The sequence below is a fragment of the Nonomuraea maheshkhaliensis genome (genome assembly GCF_039529435.1).
Taxonomy (GTDB): Bacteria; Actinomycetota; Actinomycetes; order Streptosporangiales; family Streptosporangiaceae; genus Nonomuraea; species Nonomuraea maheshkhaliensis.
In genome coordinates this window covers 43,434-60,989 of sequence record NZ_BAAAMU010000042.1, presented here as the reverse complement: position 1 = coordinate 60,989, position 17,556 = coordinate 43,434, and the positions used below count along the sequence as shown (strand labels likewise).

General features: G+C 71.2%; 19 protein-coding genes. 5 read left to right on the top strand and 14 right to left on the bottom strand.

Annotated elements, in window-relative coordinates; translation table 11 throughout:
• Positions 1–20: 20 nt before the first annotated feature.
• From ABFX54_RS26805 to ABFX54_RS26740, 14 genes are all read right to left on the bottom strand, one after another.
• Positions 21–1,757, bottom strand: coding sequence for an MFS transporter (locus tag ABFX54_RS26805; protein WP_346109151.1), 1,737 nt, complete (start codon positions 1,755–1,757; stop codon positions 21–23).
• A gap of 10 nt (positions 1,758–1,767) precedes the next feature.
• Positions 1,768–2,418, bottom strand: a complete 651-nt coding sequence (locus ABFX54_RS26800) for an LppX_LprAFG lipoprotein (RefSeq protein WP_346109149.1) — start codon at positions 2,416–2,418, stop codon at positions 1,768–1,770.
• Between the two features lie 90 nt (positions 2,419–2,508).
• Positions 2,509–2,967 (bottom strand): MarR family winged helix-turn-helix transcriptional regulator, encoded by a 459-nt coding sequence (locus tag ABFX54_RS26795; protein ID WP_346109147.1) that lies wholly within the window; start codon positions 2,965–2,967, stop codon positions 2,509–2,511.
• Between the two features lie 182 nt (positions 2,968–3,149).
• Entirely contained in the window at positions 3,150–3,752 is a 603-nt protein-coding gene (locus ABFX54_RS26790; protein WP_346109145.1) for a 4'-phosphopantetheinyl transferase family protein, read from the bottom strand.
• A 17-nt stretch (positions 3,753–3,769) separates the two neighbouring features.
• Positions 3,770–4,471, bottom strand: a complete 702-nt coding sequence (locus tag ABFX54_RS26785; protein ID WP_346109143.1) for a hypothetical protein — start codon at positions 4,469–4,471, stop codon at positions 3,770–3,772.
• Complete coding sequence (locus tag ABFX54_RS26780) at positions 4,468–5,892, bottom strand: MCE family protein (protein WP_346109141.1); 1,425 nt, start codon at positions 5,890–5,892, stop codon at positions 4,468–4,470. The genes ABFX54_RS26785 and ABFX54_RS26780 overlap by 4 nt, the downstream gene beginning before the upstream one ends.
• Positions 5,889–6,887 (bottom strand): MCE family protein, encoded by a 999-nt coding sequence (locus ABFX54_RS26775; RefSeq protein WP_346109139.1) that lies wholly within the window; start codon positions 6,885–6,887, stop codon positions 5,889–5,891. The genes ABFX54_RS26780 and ABFX54_RS26775 overlap by 4 nt, the downstream gene beginning before the upstream one ends.
• A complete protein-coding gene (locus tag ABFX54_RS26770; RefSeq protein ID WP_346109137.1) occupies positions 6,884–7,909 on the bottom strand; it encodes an MCE family protein in 1,026 nt (341 codons plus the stop codon). Before ABFX54_RS26770 ends, ABFX54_RS26775 begins: the two co-directional genes overlap by 4 nt.
• Complete coding sequence (locus ABFX54_RS26765; RefSeq protein WP_346109136.1) at positions 7,906–8,931, bottom strand: MlaD family protein; 1,026 nt, start codon at positions 8,929–8,931, stop codon at positions 7,906–7,908. Before ABFX54_RS26765 ends, ABFX54_RS26770 begins: the two co-directional genes overlap by 4 nt.
• On the bottom strand, positions 8,931–9,974 hold the full coding sequence (locus ABFX54_RS26760; protein WP_346109134.1) for an MCE family protein: 1,044 nt from the start codon (positions 9,972–9,974) through the stop codon (positions 8,931–8,933). The genes ABFX54_RS26765 and ABFX54_RS26760 overlap by 1 nt, the downstream gene beginning before the upstream one ends.
• Before the next feature lies 1 nt (position 9,975).
• A complete protein-coding gene (locus tag ABFX54_RS26755) occupies positions 9,976–11,004 on the bottom strand; it encodes an MCE family protein (protein ID WP_346109132.1) in 1,029 nt (342 codons plus the stop codon).
• Entirely contained in the window at positions 11,001–11,855 is an 855-nt protein-coding gene (locus ABFX54_RS26750; protein ID WP_346109130.1) for an ABC transporter permease, read from the bottom strand. Before ABFX54_RS26750 ends, ABFX54_RS26755 begins: the two co-directional genes overlap by 4 nt.
• A gap of 13 nt (positions 11,856–11,868) precedes the next feature.
• The gene (locus tag ABFX54_RS26745; protein ID WP_346109128.1) at positions 11,869–12,660 is read right to left on the bottom strand and encodes an MlaE family ABC transporter permease; all 792 of its coding nucleotides are present in this window, start codon (positions 12,658–12,660) and stop codon (positions 11,869–11,871) included.
• Between the two features lie 136 nt (positions 12,661–12,796).
• A complete protein-coding gene (locus tag ABFX54_RS26740) occupies positions 12,797–14,194 on the bottom strand; it encodes an aminopeptidase P family protein (RefSeq protein ID WP_346109126.1) in 1,398 nt (465 codons plus the stop codon).
• Positions 14,195–14,335: 141 nt separating this feature from the next.
• Between ABFX54_RS26740 and ABFX54_RS26735 the strand changes: the two genes are divergently transcribed.
• From ABFX54_RS26735 to ABFX54_RS26715, 5 genes are all read left to right on the top strand, one after another.
• Positions 14,336–14,764: a CBS domain-containing protein gene (locus ABFX54_RS26735; protein WP_346109124.1), complete on the top strand. Its 429-nt coding sequence runs from the start codon at positions 14,336–14,338 to the stop codon at positions 14,762–14,764.
• Between the two features lie 36 nt (positions 14,765–14,800).
• Positions 14,801–15,463 (top strand): Rv1352/Rv1906c domain-containing protein, encoded by a 663-nt coding sequence (locus ABFX54_RS26730; protein ID WP_487047323.1) that lies wholly within the window; start codon positions 14,801–14,803, stop codon positions 15,461–15,463.
• 207 nt (positions 15,464–15,670) lie between these two features.
• Entirely contained in the window at positions 15,671–16,570 is a 900-nt protein-coding gene (locus ABFX54_RS26725) for an endo alpha-1,4 polygalactosaminidase (RefSeq protein ID WP_346109120.1), read from the top strand.
• Positions 16,571–16,634: 64 nt separating this feature from the next.
• Positions 16,635–17,408 carry a cyclase family protein gene (locus tag ABFX54_RS26720; RefSeq protein WP_346109118.1) on the top strand — a complete coding sequence of 258 codons (774 nt, stop codon included), beginning with the start codon at positions 16,635–16,637 and terminating at the stop codon, positions 17,406–17,408.
• Positions 17,409–17,422: 14 nt separating this feature from the next.
• A partial coding sequence (locus ABFX54_RS26715) for a hypothetical protein (protein ID WP_346109178.1) occupies positions 17,423–17,556 on the top strand: 134 nt, incomplete at its 3' end.

Below are 17,556 nucleotides of genomic sequence, written 5' to 3'. Positions count from 1 at the left end.
GGGCCGGCATCAGCGTCGGCTCATGCCGTCCCGGTTCGCGGCCGGGCCGGCATGAGCACCGCCACCGCCGCGCCGAGCAGGCAGATGAACGCCGTGACCAGGAACATCTCGGTGTACTCGGTGTGCAGCGCCGCCTTCACCTGCGCGGTGTAGTCGGCCAGCCTGCGCTGGTAGGTCTCCGCGTCCACGCCGAACGGCAGCGGCGTGTCCAGATGGGCGGTCAGCGACTGGAACCGGTAGAAACCCCACGCCGACACGGCGGCGATGCCGATCAGCATGCCCATCATCCTGGCCACCACGACCGCCGCCGACGCCACGCCGTGCTGCGCCGCCGTACTCACCCGTAGCACCGCCGACGACACCGGGGCGATCACCAGGCCGAGCCCCAGTCCGGCCACGACCAGGTCGAGGTCCACGACCAGGCCCGCCGCGGCCAGGTCGAGCGGCCAGCGGCTCATCAGCCAGTAACCCACCGCCGCCAGCAGCAGACCGCCGACCGCGACGGGCCGGTCACCGAGCCGGCGCGCCAGCAGCCCGCCGAGCAGGGCGCCGACGGTCAGGGCGGCCAGGAACCTGGCCAGCACCAGCGCCGCCCCCAGCGCGTCCGCGCCGAGCAGCGTCTGAGCGGTGAACTGGACGAACACCATCGTGACCAGCAGCGCCGCCCCGGCCAGGAAACTCACCGCCAGGGTGGCGAGCAGCGGGCCCTTGCGGGCGCCCGTGAGGTCGAGCAGGCGTACGGGGGAGCGGATCTCCCACCAGACGAAACCGGCGGCCGTCAGCACCCCGGCGGCGATCACCGGCGGGCCCCACGGCGGGAGGACGGCGACGGCCGGATCCGGGTTGTAGAGCCCGACGACGAGCAGACCGAGCGCCACCGCCAGCAACACCCCACCGACGACATCCACCCGCCCAGCCTCAGGCCCACCGACCGGCCCAGTCCCCGATTCGACTACCGGCCCGCCGACCGACGCACCGACCGACCCGGCGCCCGGTTCGGCGACCGGGGCAGCCGCGACGGTGGTTTCCTCGTCCGAGGCGAGCGGCCGGCCGACCGGAGCGTCCGGGAGCGCGGTGTCGTGGCCTGCGATGGTCTGGGTCGCCGGTTCGGGGTGAGGTGTGGCGGCGGTGCCGGTCGGCAGGGTCACCGGCGCCGCGCCGGCGCGGGGCGGGAGGGTGAGGTGGACGGCGACGGCGGCCAGGGCGGCCAGGGGCAGGTTGATCCAGAAGATCGCGTGCCATTCCCCCAGCTCCACTCCCGCCACCACCGTGCTCGGGATCAACGCCACCAGCCCGCCGTACAGGGGCCCGAGCGCGCTGCCCAGCTCCTGGGCCGCCCCCACCGCCCCGAGGGCCACCGGCCGTTCCCGCTCCTCCCACAGGTCGCCGATGAGCGCCATCGTGATCGGCAGCAACGCGCCCCCGGCCACCCCCTGGACGGTCCGCCCGGCCACCACCATGACCTCGCCGGACGCCAGCGCCGTCAGGACGGAGCCGAGCGCGAAGGCAGCCAGGCAGGCGTGGATCAGCGGCCGCCGCCCGTAGCGGTCGGACAGCTGCCCGAGCAGCGGCATGGCGGCCACGTACCCGAGCAGGAAGCCCGTGACGATCGGGGTCGCGCGCTCCAGGTGGTTGAGCGGGATGCCGACGTCCTCGGCGATGTCGATGAGGACGGTCACCACCACGTACGCGTCGAGCGCGGCCAGTAGCACCACCGCGCCCCCCGCGCCGAGCACGACCCGGCGGGCGCGCCTCATTTCCCGGGCCTCATTTCCCGGCGGGCGGCGTGATCGTGACGGGCGCGTCGTAGTCGCTGAACGACACCGTCACCGTGCCGTCCTTCAGCGGCAGGCTCGCCTTGGTGAGCCGGCTGGTGGCCTGGTCGAGCCAGACCTTGCCGTTCACGCCCTGCGTGACGCCGGGGATGATCTGGCCCACGACGTTGCCGGGGAAGGTGGTGGCGACCCGATAGGAGCCGCTCTCGACGCCTTCGACCCTGGGGTCGGTGGCCTGGGCGAGCAGCTGCGCGATGCCCTTGGTGGGTTCGAGGATGACCGACGGGTCGTAGAACTGCGCGAGCTGGGCGCGTGTCATCTTCTGGAAGCCGCCGGTCGGCCCCTTGAAGTGCACGGTGTCGCCGATCAGCGCGAAGTTCACCTCTTGCAGGGTGCCCAGCACGTCGAGCGTGATCGTGCCGTCGGCGTCACCCGCGGCGGTGAGCCGGCCGTCGGCCTTCTTGACCGGAACGTTGGGCTTGCCCTCGGTCGCGATCGAGAAGCCGGCCGACTTGACGACCTTCATGGCCTCGGAGGCCTTCTTCATCAGATCGGGGCCGGCGGGCAGCTCGGCCTCACCGCCCGCCGACGAGCACGCCGACGCCAGGGCGAGCACCGCCACGATCACTAGCTTTCTCAGCATGACCGGGATGCTAGCGACCGGTCGGGAACGCTGTGAGGCTTCCCCGGTATCGGTTGGATGTCAGCGCGACGGCGCCGGTCGCCCCGGAGGTCAGCGCAGCTTCTTCAGGTGCTCCACGATCGGCGCGTACGCCGCCTCGATCGCCTCCAGCTGCTCGTCGGTGAGCCGGTCGACGAAGTGTTCGCGCACGCCGCCCACGTGGGCCGGGGCCACCCGCTGCGTCGTCTCCCATCCTTCGTCGGTCAGCACGGCGTACGTGCCCCGCCGGTCGTCACGGCAGTCCTCCCTGGTCACCAGGCCCTTGGCCTCCATGCGGGAGATCTGGTGCGACAATCGGCTGCGCGACTGGATCGTCGCGTCGGCCAGGTCGCTCATCCGCATCCGGCGGCCGGGGCTCTCGGAGAGGTTGACGAGGATCTCGTAGTCGTTCAACGAGAGTGAATGCTCCTGCAGCTCGCGGTCGAGCCGGTGCATGAGCAGCTTGTGCAGCGCCAGGTGTGTACGCCAGGCACGCTGTTCGGCGGGGGAAAGCCAGCGAGGCGCGCTCATGATCTCCAATCTAGCGCACGTAGAGTGATGCGCCATGGACGAGACGTCGGCCGACGGTCCGACCACCGTACTGGTCGTCGCGCCGAGTCTCATCGGGGCGAACCTGTCGCCGTTCATCGGCCAGGCCGTGCCCCGCGGCGCCCCCGCGGCGACCCCACGCCTACCCCACGCCTACCCCACGCCTACCCGTCGCCGCCGAGCTCCGGGATGGGCGCCCGGCCGGCCGGGGCGTCGGTGACGACGGCCACCCTGATGTCCGGGCCCGCGCTCCACTCCAGCAGGTGCCGGCCGGTCAGGTCGTCGCCGCCGTCGCCGAGCCGGTCGAGCGTCAGCTCGCCGCGCTTGATCAGCGCCTCCTTACGGGTCCAGTGGCGCATCAGCTCGTCGTTGCCGGTGACCAGCGCGCGCTCGCGCGGCGTGAGCACCCGGTCGGCCAGCATCGTGTCCAGCGGACCAGGACGCACCCGCTCGGCGTCCACCCCGACCTTGCCGGGGCCGGCCGCCGCGCACACGTAGCCGCGCGTGTGGCTGAAGCTGACGCCCAGCTCAGGAGCCTGTTCGAGGTACGGCCTGCCGTGACCGGGGCCGTGCAGGTCGCAGACCTGCAGCAGCGTCAGCCCGGCCGGGTCGGTTTCGAGCACGGCGGCGGCGCAGAGCCGCACGAGCAGGTGGGCGGCGACGAAGGAGGCGCGGTCGTGCTCGTACAGGAAGCGGGCGGCCCGCTCCTTCTCCACCTCGGTGAGCCAGTCTTCTGGGGCACGCACCTCGTCGGGGCGCCCGCCCATCGCTAAGGGGCCGATCGTCAGTCCTTCTTGTCCTTGTCGCCGTCGAGGGAGTACTGGTCCTCCGAGGCCGCGCCGAGCGCGGTCACGTCATGGATCTTCCAGCTGCCCTTCTCCTTCACAAGACTGATCTTAAGGTGCGAATCCCTGACCGAGCGGATCGCTTGCGAACTGTTCACCTGCTGATCCACGACGACGATGGCGTGCGCGGTGGCCTCGTCCACATCGGCCAGGTAGACCTCGCGCACGGTGGCCTGCGAAGTGGCCTTGAGCTTGACGATGACCTGCGCCATCGTGCCGCCGAACGCCGTGTCGTAGGTGGCCAGGAAGTCGCCCGTGGCCTGGGCGGCCAGGGTGGAGCGGGTGGTCTGCAGGTCACGGTAGTCGTAGCTGAGCAGGGCCTGGCTGAACGCGCTCGCCGCGCCGGACACCTCCAGGCGCAGCGCGCGCTCGGACTCCAGGGCGGCCCGCGCGTCCTGGGCCTGGGTGGCGGCGACCCACTGCAGCACGGCGGTGGCGGCGACGGCGGCCACCAGCATGGCGGTCAGCGCACCGAACACCTTGGCCCGCCAGAACCGCCTGGCTCCGGGCTCTCCGGATGGCTCGGCGTCCGGGGCAGGGGTGGTGGGGTCAGTGGCCTCAGGGGGAGTGTCCGTGTCCCCGTCGGTGTCGGTGTCGGTGTCGGTGGGGGCCTGCTCGGCGAGATCCGGTTTGGCGGTCAAGACGACTCCTCACGGCGGCGGGCGGCCCGGCCCGCCGCGATCCAGCCCACGATGCCACCACTCGCCACCACGGCGAGGAACATCGCGGCAATCAGCGGGACGGTGTTGATGGGGGTTCCGGACGCGGCCCGGGGGCCGGCCGCGTCCGCCGGTGAGCCGGTGGCTCGCGGGGTCCTGTCCGTTCCATCCGTCTCCTTCCTGTTCGTGCTGTCCTCCTTCGCGCCGGGTGTGCCGGTGCCAGGACGGTCGTTCGCGGAGGCAGGGCCGCCGGAGGCGCGGGGCCGGGCGGCGACGTCCTGGTGTGCGCCGCCAGGCCGCCCGGCGGCGTCCGGGTGGGGACCCGAGTCAGGGCCCGCGCCAGGGTCGGGTTCGGGGGCGCGGTCGGGGCAGGCGCGGAGCTTGGGCACGGAGGGCGGGCCGAGCGGCCCCGCGTACTCCTCGGCCGGCTGCGGCCCGCCGGGCACGCTGAAGACGAACGCCGTCTTGCCGTACACCGTGTCCCCGCGCCGGTCGCTGATGTCGTCGGACAGGCTCAGCGCGGTCGGCACGATGCTCAGCAGATGGTGCACGTTCCGCTCGGTCGCGGCCGAGAACGCCGGCCGGTGCGGCAGCCCGGCCGCCGTCAGCAGGCAGGAGAACCCCGGCCGTGACTTCCTGACGGCGTCGTCGAGCTGCGCGAACACCCCGGGCCCGTGGTCGAGGATGGCGTTGAGATCGGTACGGGACTCCCGCAACGCGGCCGTCACCGCGCTCAGGTCCGTGATCCCCGAGGCCAGCTGCCCGCGCTTGCCCGCCAGCGTGTGCGTGAGCCGGGTGAGCTGCACCGCCAGGTCGTCGAGCACCTCGGTGTTGTCGGCGAGCGTGCCGGTCAGGGTGTGGGCGTCCTCGATGATGCGCCTGATCGCGGGCGCCCGCCCGTCCAGCGCGACGGCCAGCTCGTGCACGATGGTGTCGGCGTCCTTCGGCGGGACCGCGTTCAGCAGCTTGCCGACGCCCTCGAACAGCTTCTTGTAGTCGAGCGGCACCGTCGTCCTGGCCAGCGGGATCGTGTCGCCGGCGGCGAGGACGGGCCCGGTCACGCCGGCGGCGGGCGGTGAGAGCTCCACGTACGGCTCCCCGATGGCCGACTTGCGGCGCACCTCGGCCGTGACGCCCTTGGGCAGCCGGATCTCCCTGTCGATGTCCAGCCCCACGACGATCCTGCCCGGCGCCAGCCGTACGTCACCGATCTTGCCGACCCGTACGCCCAGATAGGCCACGTCGAACCCGCGGATCAGCCCGGGGGAGGAGACGAACTCGGCCGAGACCCGGTACGGCCGCTCGATCGCGTCCAGCTTGATGATCGTGCTGAACGCCCAGACCGTCATGACGATCCCGAGCAGCACGAAGAAGCCGAGGTTGAGGTAGATGCGGTGTCTCATCGCGGCGGCTCCAGCAGCATGCGGAAGTCCTCCACCGGGTTGCGTACGGGCTCCTCGCGCACCGACGGCAGCACGCCCTTCAGCCAGACGTAGATCATCACCTGGCCGTTCACCGTGATCGGCGGCGCGTCGATGAACTTCTGCAGCTTGGCCACCAGCGCCTTCAGATCCTCCTTGCCCCGCTGCATGGACGAGGAGATGGCCTCCAGTTCGCGCAGCAGCGTGCGCAGCCGGGCGGCGTGGCGCGGGTAGACGGTGAGGTTGGCCTGCTCGGCCAGTTTCGTGAGCGCGACGATGGTCTTCCTCACGTGGCCGCGCCCGTGCGCGAGGCGTTCGGTGGCCGCGGCCAGCGTGCCGGGCAGCCGGTCGAGTTCGGCGCTGCCCTCGGCCAGGTCGTCGCCGAGCCTGGCCAGGGCGTCGATGCTGGTGCCGAGGTCCCGGCGGGCGGCCGCGTAGGCGTCGGTGACCTGCGCCGTCTGCCTGATCAGCCGGTTGACGTCGTCTCCCTGCCCGTCGAGCGCGGTCGAGGCGGCGTCGAGCACGGCGTTGACGTCCTGCGCGCCGAGTGCCTCGATGAGCGGCCCGGCCTTGGCGGTGACCTGCTCGATGTCCGGTTCGACCGAGGTGTCGGCGATGGTGGCGCCGTCCTTGAGGTAGGGACCCGAGGCCAGGTCCTTGCCCGTCGGCGGGCTGAGCAGCACGTAGTTCTCGCCCAGCACGGACGTCTTGGCCACGGTGGCGGTGCTGCCCTGGGGCACCCGGTGCGCGGACTGGACCGACATCGTCACCTTGGCCCGGTATCCCTGCAGCCGGATCTCGGTCACGGTGCCCACCCGCACGTCGGAGATCTGCACGCTGTGCCCGGCGACCAGGCTCTGCACGTCGTCGAAGACCGCGTACAGGGTCATGTCGCCGCTGGTCGCGCCGAGCGTCTGCAGCGAGCAGGACGCGGTCAGGGCGAGCGCCGCCAGCGCGGCCGGGATCCTGAGCCTCATCGCGCGCCTCCTCTCCGGGAGAAGGGACAGTTGCTCAGCCCGGCGGGCAGGCACGGCACCTCGCCCAGGTTCAGCGCGTCGAACAGCGGCGCCAGCCACGCCCTGGTCATCGCGTTGAGCACGATCCTGATCTTCAGGACGTGCTGCTCGCGGTCCCAGGAGTCGATCAGGATGTCGGAGAAGTCGGCCGCGCCCTTGACCGCCCGCGCCATGGAGTCGCTGTTGGCCCGGACGGTCAGCACCAGCTCGGCCAGCGTGCTCGCGGCCTGGGGAAGCCGTTCGGCGTACTGCTCGATGAGCACGTCGCCGCGCCGGACGAACCCGGCCATCGACGTGACGAAGCCGCGCAGCCGCCGCCGTTCCTCCGCCAGCATGGCGCTGGCCTCGGAGAAGGCGTCGATGGCGCCCGTCACCTGGCTCTCGCGCTCGTTGAGGCTGGTGGCCAGGTCGCTCAGCCCCTTTGCCAGGTCGATGAGCCGCTGGTCCTGCGCGGCCAGCACGCCGGTCAGCTCCGAGGTGTCGGCGATGGCGTTGTTGATCGTCTTGCCCCGGCCCCTGACGCCGTCGGCCAGGTCGCCCGCCACATCGCCGAGCCGTTCGTCGTCGAGCGCGTCGGTGAGCTTGGTGAACGCGTCGAGCGCGTCGTCGATCTCCACCGGCAGGTCCGTGCGCTCCAGCGGGATCGTCGCCCCGGCGGCGATCCGCCGGTCGCCGGGCTTCCACGGGGGGTAGAGGACGACGTTGCGCTCGCCGAGCGTGTTCTGCGGCGCGACCACGGCCTTGACGCCGGCGGGCAGCGGCACCTGGGGATCGATCCGCAGCTCCGCCCGCACCTTGTCCCCGTCGATCCTGATGGTGTCCACGTAACCCGCGTCGAGGCCCATGACCTTGACCCGCGCCTCCTCGTACAGGGAGGGCGCGGCGCGGAAGATCGCCACCAGCCGGTACGGCTCCGCCCCCGTCACCGAGCACCCGGACGCCAGGAGCGCCCACCCCAGCAGCACCGCCACCAGCCGTGTCATTTGTCGCTCTTCCTGTCCTTGGCGATGGCCCCCAGCACCTCCGGGTTGATCGGCCCCAGGCCGGTGGCGATGGCCTCCAGCCACGGCCCCTGCCCGCCCATCGTCGACAGGCCGGAGAACGTCGGCCCCGCCCACGCCAGCAGTGAGTTGAGCCGCTCGTTGCTGCCGCTGAGCCGGGTGGTGATCGCCGCGTTGTCGTCGAGGACCTGGACGAGCGACTTCTCGTGCTCGTTGATCAGCCGGGTCGTGCTCTGCACCAGGTCGCTGCCGTCGCCGAGCAGCGTGCGCAGCTCGGCGCGGCGCTCGCGCAGCTCGTCCAGCATCACCTCGACGGCGTCGATGAGCCGCCCGAGCTGCGCGTCCTTCTTCTTCAGCACGTCCATGATCCGGGTGCCGTTGTCGAGCAGCCGCTGGAGCTGCGGCTCGCTCTTGCTGATCGTGTCGGACAGGTCGCCGATGTTGTCCAGCAGGCGGGTGACGCGCCCCTTCTTGAAGGTGTCCAGCTTGTCCAGCTCGGCGAGCAGGTCGTCCACGGCGTCGGTGTCGAGCCGCTCGACGAGCCGGGTCGCGTCCTTGATGGCGTCGTTGATCAGCGTGGGCACGCCGGTCCGCCGCACCGGGATGCGCCGCCGGTCCTCGGGCAACTGGTCCAGGTACGGAGGTGTGACCGGTCCTGTGAGCTTGACGTACCGGCCGCCGAGCAGGTTGGACAGGGCGACGTCGGCGCGGGTGGCCCGGCCGAGGCGCACGCCGTCGTCCACCCTCCAGGTGACCACCACGTGGCCCTGCGCGTAGTCGGCGCGCACCTCGGTGACCTCGCCCACCCGCACCCCGGCCACCCGCACGTCGTTGCCGGTGCGCAGCCCGCCGGAGTCGGTGAACACGCCCGACATGGTGTAGCCGCCCTCCAGCAGGCCCAGGTTGCCGACGAGGAACGTGGTGACGAGGATCGCGCCGAGCACGGCCAGCGACACCAGGCCGACGGCGTACCTGTTGCGGTCCCTGAACGACTTGAGCGCCATCAGCGGCCCACCAGCAGCTTCCGCAGGTCCTTCTCGCTCTGGATCCTCGTGTTGCGCAGCGGCGGAGGCGTCTGCATGCCGTAGGGGCACGGGGCGGCGTTCAGCGCCACGCAGGGGACCGCGGTGATGAAGTAGTGGCCGCGGTTGACGCTCGAGTACGCCCGCGCGAACAGCGGCTGGAACGTGCTGACCGTCTTGTCGATCTTGCCGACGTTCCGCCTGATGCCGCCGGTCAGCCCGGACAGGTTGTCCACCAGGCGGCCGAGCTCGCCGGCGTTCTTGCCGAGCACCTCGTTGGAGGTGTGGACGGTGGCCGACAGCTCCACCAGCGCGTCGTCCACCAGCTCGCGGTTGTCGGCGAACGCCTCCGTCAGCGTGACCAGGTTGTCCACCAGCCGCTCGATCTGCCGGTCCCGCCTGGCGACCACGCCGGTGACGGTGGCGTAGTCCTTGAGCAGCTGCTCGATGGTCTTCTTGCGCTCGTCGACCGTGGTCGTGATCGCGTTGACGTTGTCGAGCAGGCGCGGGATGTTGTGCTGGTTGCCCTTGAGCGACTTGGCGGCGGCCGTCAGGAGCTGGTTGATCTGGTCGGGGTCGAGGCTGCGGGTGAGCGGGCCGAGGTCGCTGATCAGCTCGCCGATGTCCACGACGGACGAGGTGCGCGTGAGGCGCGCCCCCGGTGGCAGCCGGCCGGGCGCGGTGCCGGGCAGCAGGTAGACGACGCGCTGGCCGACGGCGTTGCGCCAGCGTACGGCGGCCTCGGTGTCGGTCGGCACCCTGACCGCGTCCTGCACCTCCATGGTCACCTCCGCCCGGCCGTTCACGACCCTGATCGTGTCCACCTGGCCGACCGGAGCTCCGGCGATCTTCACCTGGTCGCCCTCATTCAGGCCCGACACGTCGTCGAACACGGCGACCAGCCGGTAGCCGCCGCCCGTGCTCACCCGCTCGATCTGCACCGCGATCACCACGATCAGCGTGAGGGTGAGGCCGATGAACAGCGCGAACCGCACGAGGGTCCAGCGGCGGCGCAGGCGTTCCACGTCAGCGCCTCCCGTCGGTCGGGCCGCAGGCACCCACGATCAGCTCGCAGACGTCGGTGGCGATGAACGCCTCCACCTGCAACTGGCGGTTGCCGCCCGGACCCGGCGCCTCGATCAGCTCGTTGAGCAGGTCCACCAGCCGGTTGAGTCCGCGTACGCCGTCTCCGGCCAGGCCGAGCTGGGCGTAGATGAGCGCGGCGACCCGCTCGCCCGAGTGCACCCCGGCCCGCAGGTTCCCGCGATGCTTGGCCAGGCCGTGCGAGACCTGCCCGGAGACCGAGGTGACCTCCTGGAGCAGGGCGCGTACCTTGTCGGCCCGCTTGAGCAGGTCCGGGGTGATGACGTTGACGTCGGAGGAGATGGAGACGAGCTCGTCGCCCTTGTCCGACAGCGCCGTGCCGAGCAGTGCCGCGTCGTGCAAGAACTGTCGTGCCCGAGCCCGGTGCCGGTGCGCGACGCCGACGACCGTGCCGGCGTCGCCGATCAGCTCGCGCAGGTTCTCGCCCTCGCCCTCCAGCCCCTTGGCCAGGGTGTGCACGATGACCGTGACCTCGCGCGGGTCCACCGCGTCCAGGCCCCGGTAGGCGTCGCCGAGCGTGTCGGACAGGTCCAGCGGCTCCTCGGTGTCGGTGATGACGGCGCCGGCGGACAGGTACGGGCCGGTCGTCTCACCGGAGCCGGGCCGCAGCTCGACGAACTTGGGGCCGAACACCGACGCCGGCTCCACCGAGGCCACCGCGGTCGTGGGCACCCTGACCCCAGGATCGACGTGCATGGTCACCACGGCCCTGCCCTTGGCGTCCAGCGCGATGCCCGTCACGTCGCCGACCGTGATGCCGCGGATCTTGACCGGCGAGGCGGTGTCGAGGCCCTGCCCGGCCCGGCCGAACACGGCGTCGATGCGGGTGCCGCGTAACTCGGTGGTGGTGCGCACCACGTACAGGGTGGCCGCGGCGAGCACCGCCAGCACGGCGAGCGCGATGCCCATCCGGGCGGCGAGGGGGAGTTGAGCTCGGGTCACCGGCCTCATCCCGTCAGCGGTATGTTGCCGCCGCCGCCCCAGAACAGGTACGACAGCAGCAGGTTGAGCAGCACGATCGTGACGATCGACTGGCGGATGGCCCTTCCCGCCGCCACCCCCACGCCCACGGGCCCGCCGGTGGCGTGGAAGCCGTGGAAGCAGTGGATGACGATGACTGTGAAGGCGAACACGGCGACCTTGGCGACGCTGAACAGGATGTCGCTGACCGGCAGATACAGGTAGAAGTAGTAGTCGTAGACCCCGGGCGCCAGCCCGAACAGCACCGTGCACATGAGCCGGGTGGCGAAGAAGCTGGCGAACAGCGCGATCAGGTAGATCGGCACCAGCGCCAGCAGCGCCGCCACGACCCGGGTGCAGATCAGGTAGGTGAAGGCGTTGATGCCCATCACCTCCAGCGCGTCGATCTCCTCCGAGATCCGCATCGCGCCGAGCTCCGCCGTGAACGACGAGCCGACCTGCGCCGCCAGCGCCGTGGCCGCGATGATCGGGGTGATCTCGCGGACGTTGGCGAAGCTGCCGACCAGGCCCATGAACGACTCCGCGCCGATGGCCTGCAGCCCCTGGTAGCCCTGCAGCCCCACGGTCGCGCCCACGACGAACGCCATCGTGAACACCACGAAGACCATGCCGCCGCCGATGACGGTGGCCCCGACGCCCACCACGACGTCGCTGACCTGGCGCAGGACGACCTTGCCGTACTTGAGCCGCAGCACCACGTCGCGGACGGAGTAGAACAGGACCTTCCACACGAACAGCGGCCAGTCGGCCAGGGCCGCGAACCGCTCGGCGGCGTCCCGCCCCCTGAGGGCGAGTCTGAGGCCGGCCGTCCGCGTCGCCATCAGCAGGTCACCATCACAGCGACCTCGGCGGGTAGGCCAGGAAGTACACGGCCGAGATCACGTAGTTGAACGTGAACACCAGCATGAACGTCACCACGGTCGCCTGGTTGACCGCCCGCCCCACGCCCACCGGGCTGGTCGCGCACGTCATGCCCTTGTAGCAGGCCACCCCGGCCGCGATGAAGCCGAAGATCCACGCCTTGAACAGCGTCACGTACAGGTCGGAGGCCACGACCAGGGACAGCGCGCCCTCGAAGTACGCGCCGGGCGTGACGCCCTGCACGATCACGTTGAAGAAGTAGCCGCCGGTCGCGCCCGCCAGGATGACCAGCGGGCACAGGCACACCGCGATCGTGCTGGCCGCCCACATGCGCGGCGTGACCAGGCGGTGGATCGGGTTGACCGACATGACCTCCATCGCGCTCAGCTCGTCGCGGATGTGGCGGGCGCCGATGTCGGAGGTCATGGCGCTGCCGCCGGCCCCGGCGATCAGCAGCGCGCTGGCCAGCGGCGCCACCTCGCGGATCAGGCCGACGAAGACGGCGATGCCGGTGGCCGAGCCGGCGCCGAGCTGCCGGGCCAGCTCACCCACCTGCAGCGCCACGGTCGCGCCGAGCGGCAGGGAGACCAGGAGCACAGGGACGCTGGTGATGCGGGCCAGGAACCAGCACTGGTCGACGAACTCCCACCACCAGCGCCTGACGTCCCAGCTCCGGCGCAGGCCCTCCAGGACGATGACGAACAGGTCTCCGACCTGGCCGAGGGCCGAGCCGGCGCGGCGTCCGACGTACCCGGACCAGGCCATCACCACCTCCGCCGCCTACGGATTGGCAACCCTACTGACGGGTTGTCCAGTAGGCCATGGCTTGGCGGGAATTTGCGGAAAAGGTATGAGGGCCGGGCCGCGCCTTGTCAGCCACGTACGAAACGTGACCGCTCCGTTACAGCTGTTGCAGCGCTGCCATCCAGGACTCGATCCCGTCGGGGTCGCGGGGAAGCGCGGACGACATCAGCCGGGCCCCGTCGGACGTGATCACCAGGTCGTCCTCGATCCGGATGCCCATGCCGCGCAGCTCCTCCGGCAGCGTCAGGTCGTCCGGCTGGAAGTACAGGCCGGGCTCCACGGTCAGCACGTTGCCCTCCTCCAGCACGCCGTCCAGGTAGACCTCGGCCCGCGACCTGGCGCAGTCGTGCACGTCGAGGCCCAGCATGTGGCCGCTGCTGCACAGCGTGTAGCGCCGGTACAGGCCCGTCTCCATGAGCGTGTCGACGCTCTCCTTCAGCAGGCCCCAGTCGCGCAGCCCCTCACAGATCACCCGCATGGCCGCCAGGTGGAAGTCACGGAAGCGGGCGCCGGGCCGCAGCGTGGCGATGGCCGCCTCCTGCGCCTGGTAGACCAGCTCGTACGCCTGCCGCTGCACGCTCCCGAAGCGGCCCGACAGCGGGAAGGTGCGGGTGACGTCGGCCGTGTAGAGCGTGTCCGACTCGACGCCCGCGTCCATCAGCAGCAGGTCGCCGCGGTCGAGCGGGCCGTCGTTGCGGATCCAGTGCAGCACGCAGGCGTGCGCCCCGGCGGCCACGATGCTGTCGTAGCCGGTCGCGTTGCCCTCCAGCCTGGCCCGCAGCCCGAAGACGCCCCCCAGGTAGCGCTCGCCGCGCGGGTGGCCGAACGCCTGGGGGAGCGCGCGTACGACGTCCTCGAAGCCGCGCGCGGTCGCGTTCACGGCCGACTGCAGCTCGCCGACCTCCCACTCGTCCTTGACCAGCCGCATCTCCGACAGGTACGCCTCCAGCTCCGCGTCACCCTCGCCCCTGGGGGCGGCGGCGTCCACGGAGGCGTCCACGCCCCGCAGCACCCTGGCCGGGCGGCCGAGCTCCAGGTCGCGGATGTGGGCGCACTCGACCTGGTGGAGTGCCGCCGCCTCGGCCAGGTCGGGGCGCGGTCCGGCCCAGAACTCGCCGTAGCGGCGGTCACGGTAGAACTCCTGGCCCTCCTCGCGCGGGGCGCGCGGCCTGACGTACAGCACCGCCTCGCCGGACGGCTCGATCACCAGCACGTCGTCCGACTCGCTCGCCCCGGTCAGGTACGCGTACGCGCTGTGCGGCCGGAACCGGAAGTCGCTGTCGTTGCTGCGCACCTTCAGCGTGCCCGCGGGGATCACCAGCCGCTCACCCGGGAACCGCTGCGCCAGCGCGGCCCGCCGCTTGGCCGCCCACGGGGCGATCGGCCGAGGGGCGTCCTGCCCCGTTCTCTGTGGGGCCCAGCCGGTGCGCATGAACGCGGCCAGTTCGTCGGTGACGGGCAGATCGTGGCTTCCGATGTTGAGCGCCTCGGCCATGGAGCGTTCCTTGAGTGGTATGTCGGTCGATGTCGTGATCCAGTACAGGGAGCAGCCTACGGGACCGCTTGACTCCGGGCCCGAGGGGTTGTTTGCCTGGACGCAGGCCTGGAACACTGAGGGCAAGAGGTGGTGGTGCACATGCTCATCGGGACGATCCTTCGTGGCAAGGGCAGTGACGTGACGACCGTGACGCCCGCGGCCACGGTACGCGAGCTGCTCGCCCAGCTCGCCGAGCACAACATCGGCGCCGTCGTCGTCTCCTCCGACGGGATCACCATCGAAGGGATCGTCTCCGAGCGCGACGTGGTCCGGCGCCTGCACGACCGCGGCGCCGCCATCCTCGACGCCCCGGTCTCCTCGATCATGACCACCGAGGTGACCACGGTCGGTCCCGGAGAGAACGTCGACTCGCTCCGGCAGACCATGACCACGCAGCGCTTCCGGCACATGCCGGTGGTCGACGGCGGCCGGCTGGTCGGCATCGTCAGCATCGGCGACGTGGTCAAGAGCGCGATCGAGGAACTGGAGACGGAGAAGGCGTCACTCGTCGACTACCTGCATCGTTGACAGCATCGTTGACAGGGATGGGACCCTTGGTCCGTGATGTACGGGCCGCCCCCTCCTGACCATCAGCGGGTACCTGAGTACCCCCGGGCCACGAGCAGCCCGCCGATCATCGTGCTCGTCTCCGGGCTCGCCGCACTGCTGGGCTTCCTGCTGGGCGTCCTGGTCGGGTTCGGCGCGCAGACGACCTCCGCCGAGGAGCCGGCGCCGCGGGTCACGGTGACGGTCGAGGAGAGCCCGACCGGCGCGCCGGAGACCGCCGCGACGCCGCCCCAGGACCCGCAGTCCACGCCCGGTCAGACGCTCCCGGGCCAGACCCCACCTGGGCAGACGCCGCCGGGCCAGACGCAGCCCGGACAGACGCAGCCAGGTCAGACGCAGCCAGGTCAGACGCAGCCCGGACAGACCTCGCCCGCGACGCCTCCCGGACAGGCCACCCCGCCCGGAAGCGGCAACGCGACGACACCCGCGCTGAACGGCGCCACCCTGCGCACCCTCGTCGTCGGCACCGACATCCAGCCCGGCACCTACCGCACCACCGGCCCCACCGCCGGGTTCCCGCTCTGCTACTGGGCCAGGCTGAAGAGCACGACCGGCGACGTCATCGCCTCCGGCATGCCGACGGGGCCCGCCAGCGTCACCATCCTGCCCACGGACAAGGCCTTCCAGACCGGGGGTTGCGTCGAGTGGAGCAAGGCGTAACTTTCTGCCGGAAACTCTGGACAACAGCGCAGAAACGCGCAATTCTGCTCACCGGCAGAAAGGAGGCACGCACCAGCGTGCTGGCGTGACGCCCTGCGGTCATGGGCCACGCCACTCCGGCGTCCCTGGCCAGGACGCAGGACGGAGAGTGCGGAACAGCACGCGTCGCCACCGATCCCGAATGGTTTTCGTTCGCGAGGAGTGTCCATGCGTCTGTCCGCTCTCATCTCCGCCGCCGCCCTGGCGGCCGTCACCGTCGTCACCTCCCTCACCACCGCCCCGGCCGCCAGCGGGGCCGCCTCTGGAGCTTCAGAGGCTGCCTCCGGGGCCGCCGCGCTGCCCAGCCCGGTCGCGTGCAACGGCTGCTGGAAGCCCGCGCTCAACACGAGCTGGGACTGGCAGCTCATCGCCCTGCCGAAGAAGCCGTATCCCGACGTGCAGCTGTTCGACATCGACGGCTTCGACGCCGCCGACTCCGGCACCATCGTCCAGTCCCTCAAGGCCGACAAACCAGGCCGTCGCGTCGTCTGCTACGTCAGCGCCGGCACGTACGAGGACTGGCGCCCCGACGCCGGTCGCTTCCCCGCCGCGGTCCTCGGCGACCCGCTGGAGGACTGGGAGGGCGAGCGGTGGCTGGACATCCGCCGCTTCACCGGCGAGCTCGGCGCGATCATGAAGGACCGGCTCGACATGTGCAAGGCGGCCGGGTTCGACGCCGTCGAGCCCGACAACGTCGACGGCTACACCAACGACACCGGCTTCCCGCTCACCGCCGCCGACCAGCTCGCCTACAACGCCTGGTTCGCCAACGAGGCGCACAAGCGCGGGCTGTCGGTGGCGCTGAAGAACGACGTCGCGCAGATCCCGCAACTGCTGCCGTACTTCGACTTCGCGATCAACGAGGAGTGCTGGGAGCACTCCGAGTGCACCACCGCCCAGAACGGCGGCGGGTACGGCTACGACCAGTTCGTCAAGGCCGGCAAGGCCGTCTTCCAGGTCGAGTACAACCTGGCCACGTCCAAGTTCTGCGCGAAGTCCAACGCCCAGAACTTCAACTCGCTGAAGAAGACCTACGACCTCGACGGCTACCGCGTGGCCTGCCGGTAGCACAGGCGTTTGCACTGGTAGGGCGAGCGTAGGAGGATGCGCTCAGCCCACCAAGGAGGAAGACATGTCGGTGTTGCAGAGCTTCGTGGACAGCGTGCGCAACGGGGCGATCGAGGTCATCGACCTCACCGCTCCGCTGACGGCGCAGACGCCGATCCTGCAGCTGCCCGAGCCGTTCGGCAACACGATCCCGTTCCGGCTGGAGGAGATCAGCCGGTACGACGATCGCGGCCCGGCCTGGTACTGGAACGACATCCACACCGGCGAGCACACCGGCACCCACTTCGACGCCCCCGTGCACTGGGTCACCGCCCGCGACGGCGAGGACGTCTCCCAGGTGCCCGCGCGCAGCCTCATCGCGCCCGCCGTGGTGCTCGACCTGGCCGCGGAGGCGTCGAAGGACCCCGACTTCCTTCTCCAGATCGACCACGTCAAGGAGTGGGAGCGGGCCAACGGCCCGCTCCCCGAGGGCGGCTGGCTGCTCTACCGCACCGGCTGGGACGCCCGCTCCGCCGACCAGGCCGCCTTCCTGAACGCCGACGAGACCGGCCCCCACACACCCGGCATCTCGGTCGAATGCGCCCAGTGGCTGGCCGCCGAGACCCCCATCCTCGGGCTCGGCGTCGAGACCGTGGGCACCGACGCGGGCGCGGCCCACTCCTTCGACCCGCCGTTCCCCTGCCACTCCTTCCTGCTCGGCGCGGGCAAGTACGGCCTCACCCAGCTGCGCAACCTCGACCGTCTGCCGGTGACCGGCGCCGTCGTGGTCGCGCCGCCGCTGCCCATCGAGGGCGGCTCGGGCAGCCCCGTGCGCGTGCTCGCCCTGGTCGAGCGTTGATCGTCGCCGAGGCCGTGGGCCGGGTCCTGGCCGCGTGCGGGGCCGGGACCGCCTTCGGGGTGGTCGGCAGCGGCAACTTCCACGTCACCAACGCCCTCGTGGCGGCCGGCGTGCGGGTCGAGCGGTCCTGGAGCGCGGACGGCCTGGA

Bases quoted from the DNA above. Each gene is read 5' to 3' on its own strand.
- ABFX54_RS26775 (WP_346109139.1), bottom strand. From the start codon at position 6,887: ATGAGGCTCAGGATCCCGGCCGCGCTGGCGGCGCTCGCCCTGACCGCG.
- ABFX54_RS26735 (WP_346109124.1), top strand. From the start codon at position 14,336: ATGCTCATCGGGACGATCCTTCGTGGCAAGGGCAGTGACGTGACGACC.
- ABFX54_RS26780 (WP_346109141.1), bottom strand. From the start codon at position 5,892: ATGAGACACCGCATCTACCTCAACCTCGGCTTCTTCGTGCTGCTCGGG.
- ABFX54_RS26755 (WP_346109132.1), bottom strand. From the start codon at position 11,004: ATGAGGCCGGTGACCCGAGCTCAACTCCCCCTCGCCGCCCGGATGGGC.
- ABFX54_RS26795 (WP_346109147.1), bottom strand. From the start codon at position 2,967: ATGAGCGCGCCTCGCTGGCTTTCCCCCGCCGAACAGCGTGCCTGGCGT.
- ABFX54_RS26730 (WP_487047323.1), top strand. From the start codon at position 14,801: ATGTACGGGCCGCCCCCTCCTGACCATCAGCGGGTACCTGAGTACCCC.
- ABFX54_RS26750 (WP_346109130.1), bottom strand. From the start codon at position 11,855: ATGGCGACGCGGACGGCCGGCCTCAGACTCGCCCTCAGGGGGCGGGAC.
- ABFX54_RS26720 (WP_346109118.1), top strand. From the start codon at position 16,635: ATGTCGGTGTTGCAGAGCTTCGTGGACAGCGTGCGCAACGGGGCGATC.
- ABFX54_RS26740 (WP_346109126.1), bottom strand. From the start codon at position 14,194: ATGGCCGAGGCGCTCAACATCGGAAGCCACGATCTGCCCGTCACCGAC.
- ABFX54_RS26800 (WP_346109149.1), bottom strand. From the start codon at position 2,418: ATGCTGAGAAAGCTAGTGATCGTGGCGGTGCTCGCCCTGGCGTCGGCG.
- ABFX54_RS26770 (WP_346109137.1), bottom strand. From the start codon at position 7,909: ATGACACGGCTGGTGGCGGTGCTGCTGGGGTGGGCGCTCCTGGCGTCC.
- ABFX54_RS26745 (WP_346109128.1), bottom strand. From the start codon at position 12,660: ATGGCCTGGTCCGGGTACGTCGGACGCCGCGCCGGCTCGGCCCTCGGC.
- ABFX54_RS26790 (WP_346109145.1), bottom strand. From the start codon at position 3,752: ATGGGCGGGCGCCCCGACGAGGTGCGTGCCCCAGAAGACTGGCTCACC.
- ABFX54_RS26805 (WP_346109151.1), bottom strand. From the start codon at position 1,757: ATGAGGCGCGCCCGCCGGGTCGTGCTCGGCGCGGGGGGCGCGGTGGTG.
- ABFX54_RS26725 (WP_346109120.1), top strand. From the start codon at position 15,671: ATGCGTCTGTCCGCTCTCATCTCCGCCGCCGCCCTGGCGGCCGTCACC.
- ABFX54_RS26765 (WP_346109136.1), bottom strand. From the start codon at position 8,931: ATGGCGCTCAAGTCGTTCAGGGACCGCAACAGGTACGCCGTCGGCCTG.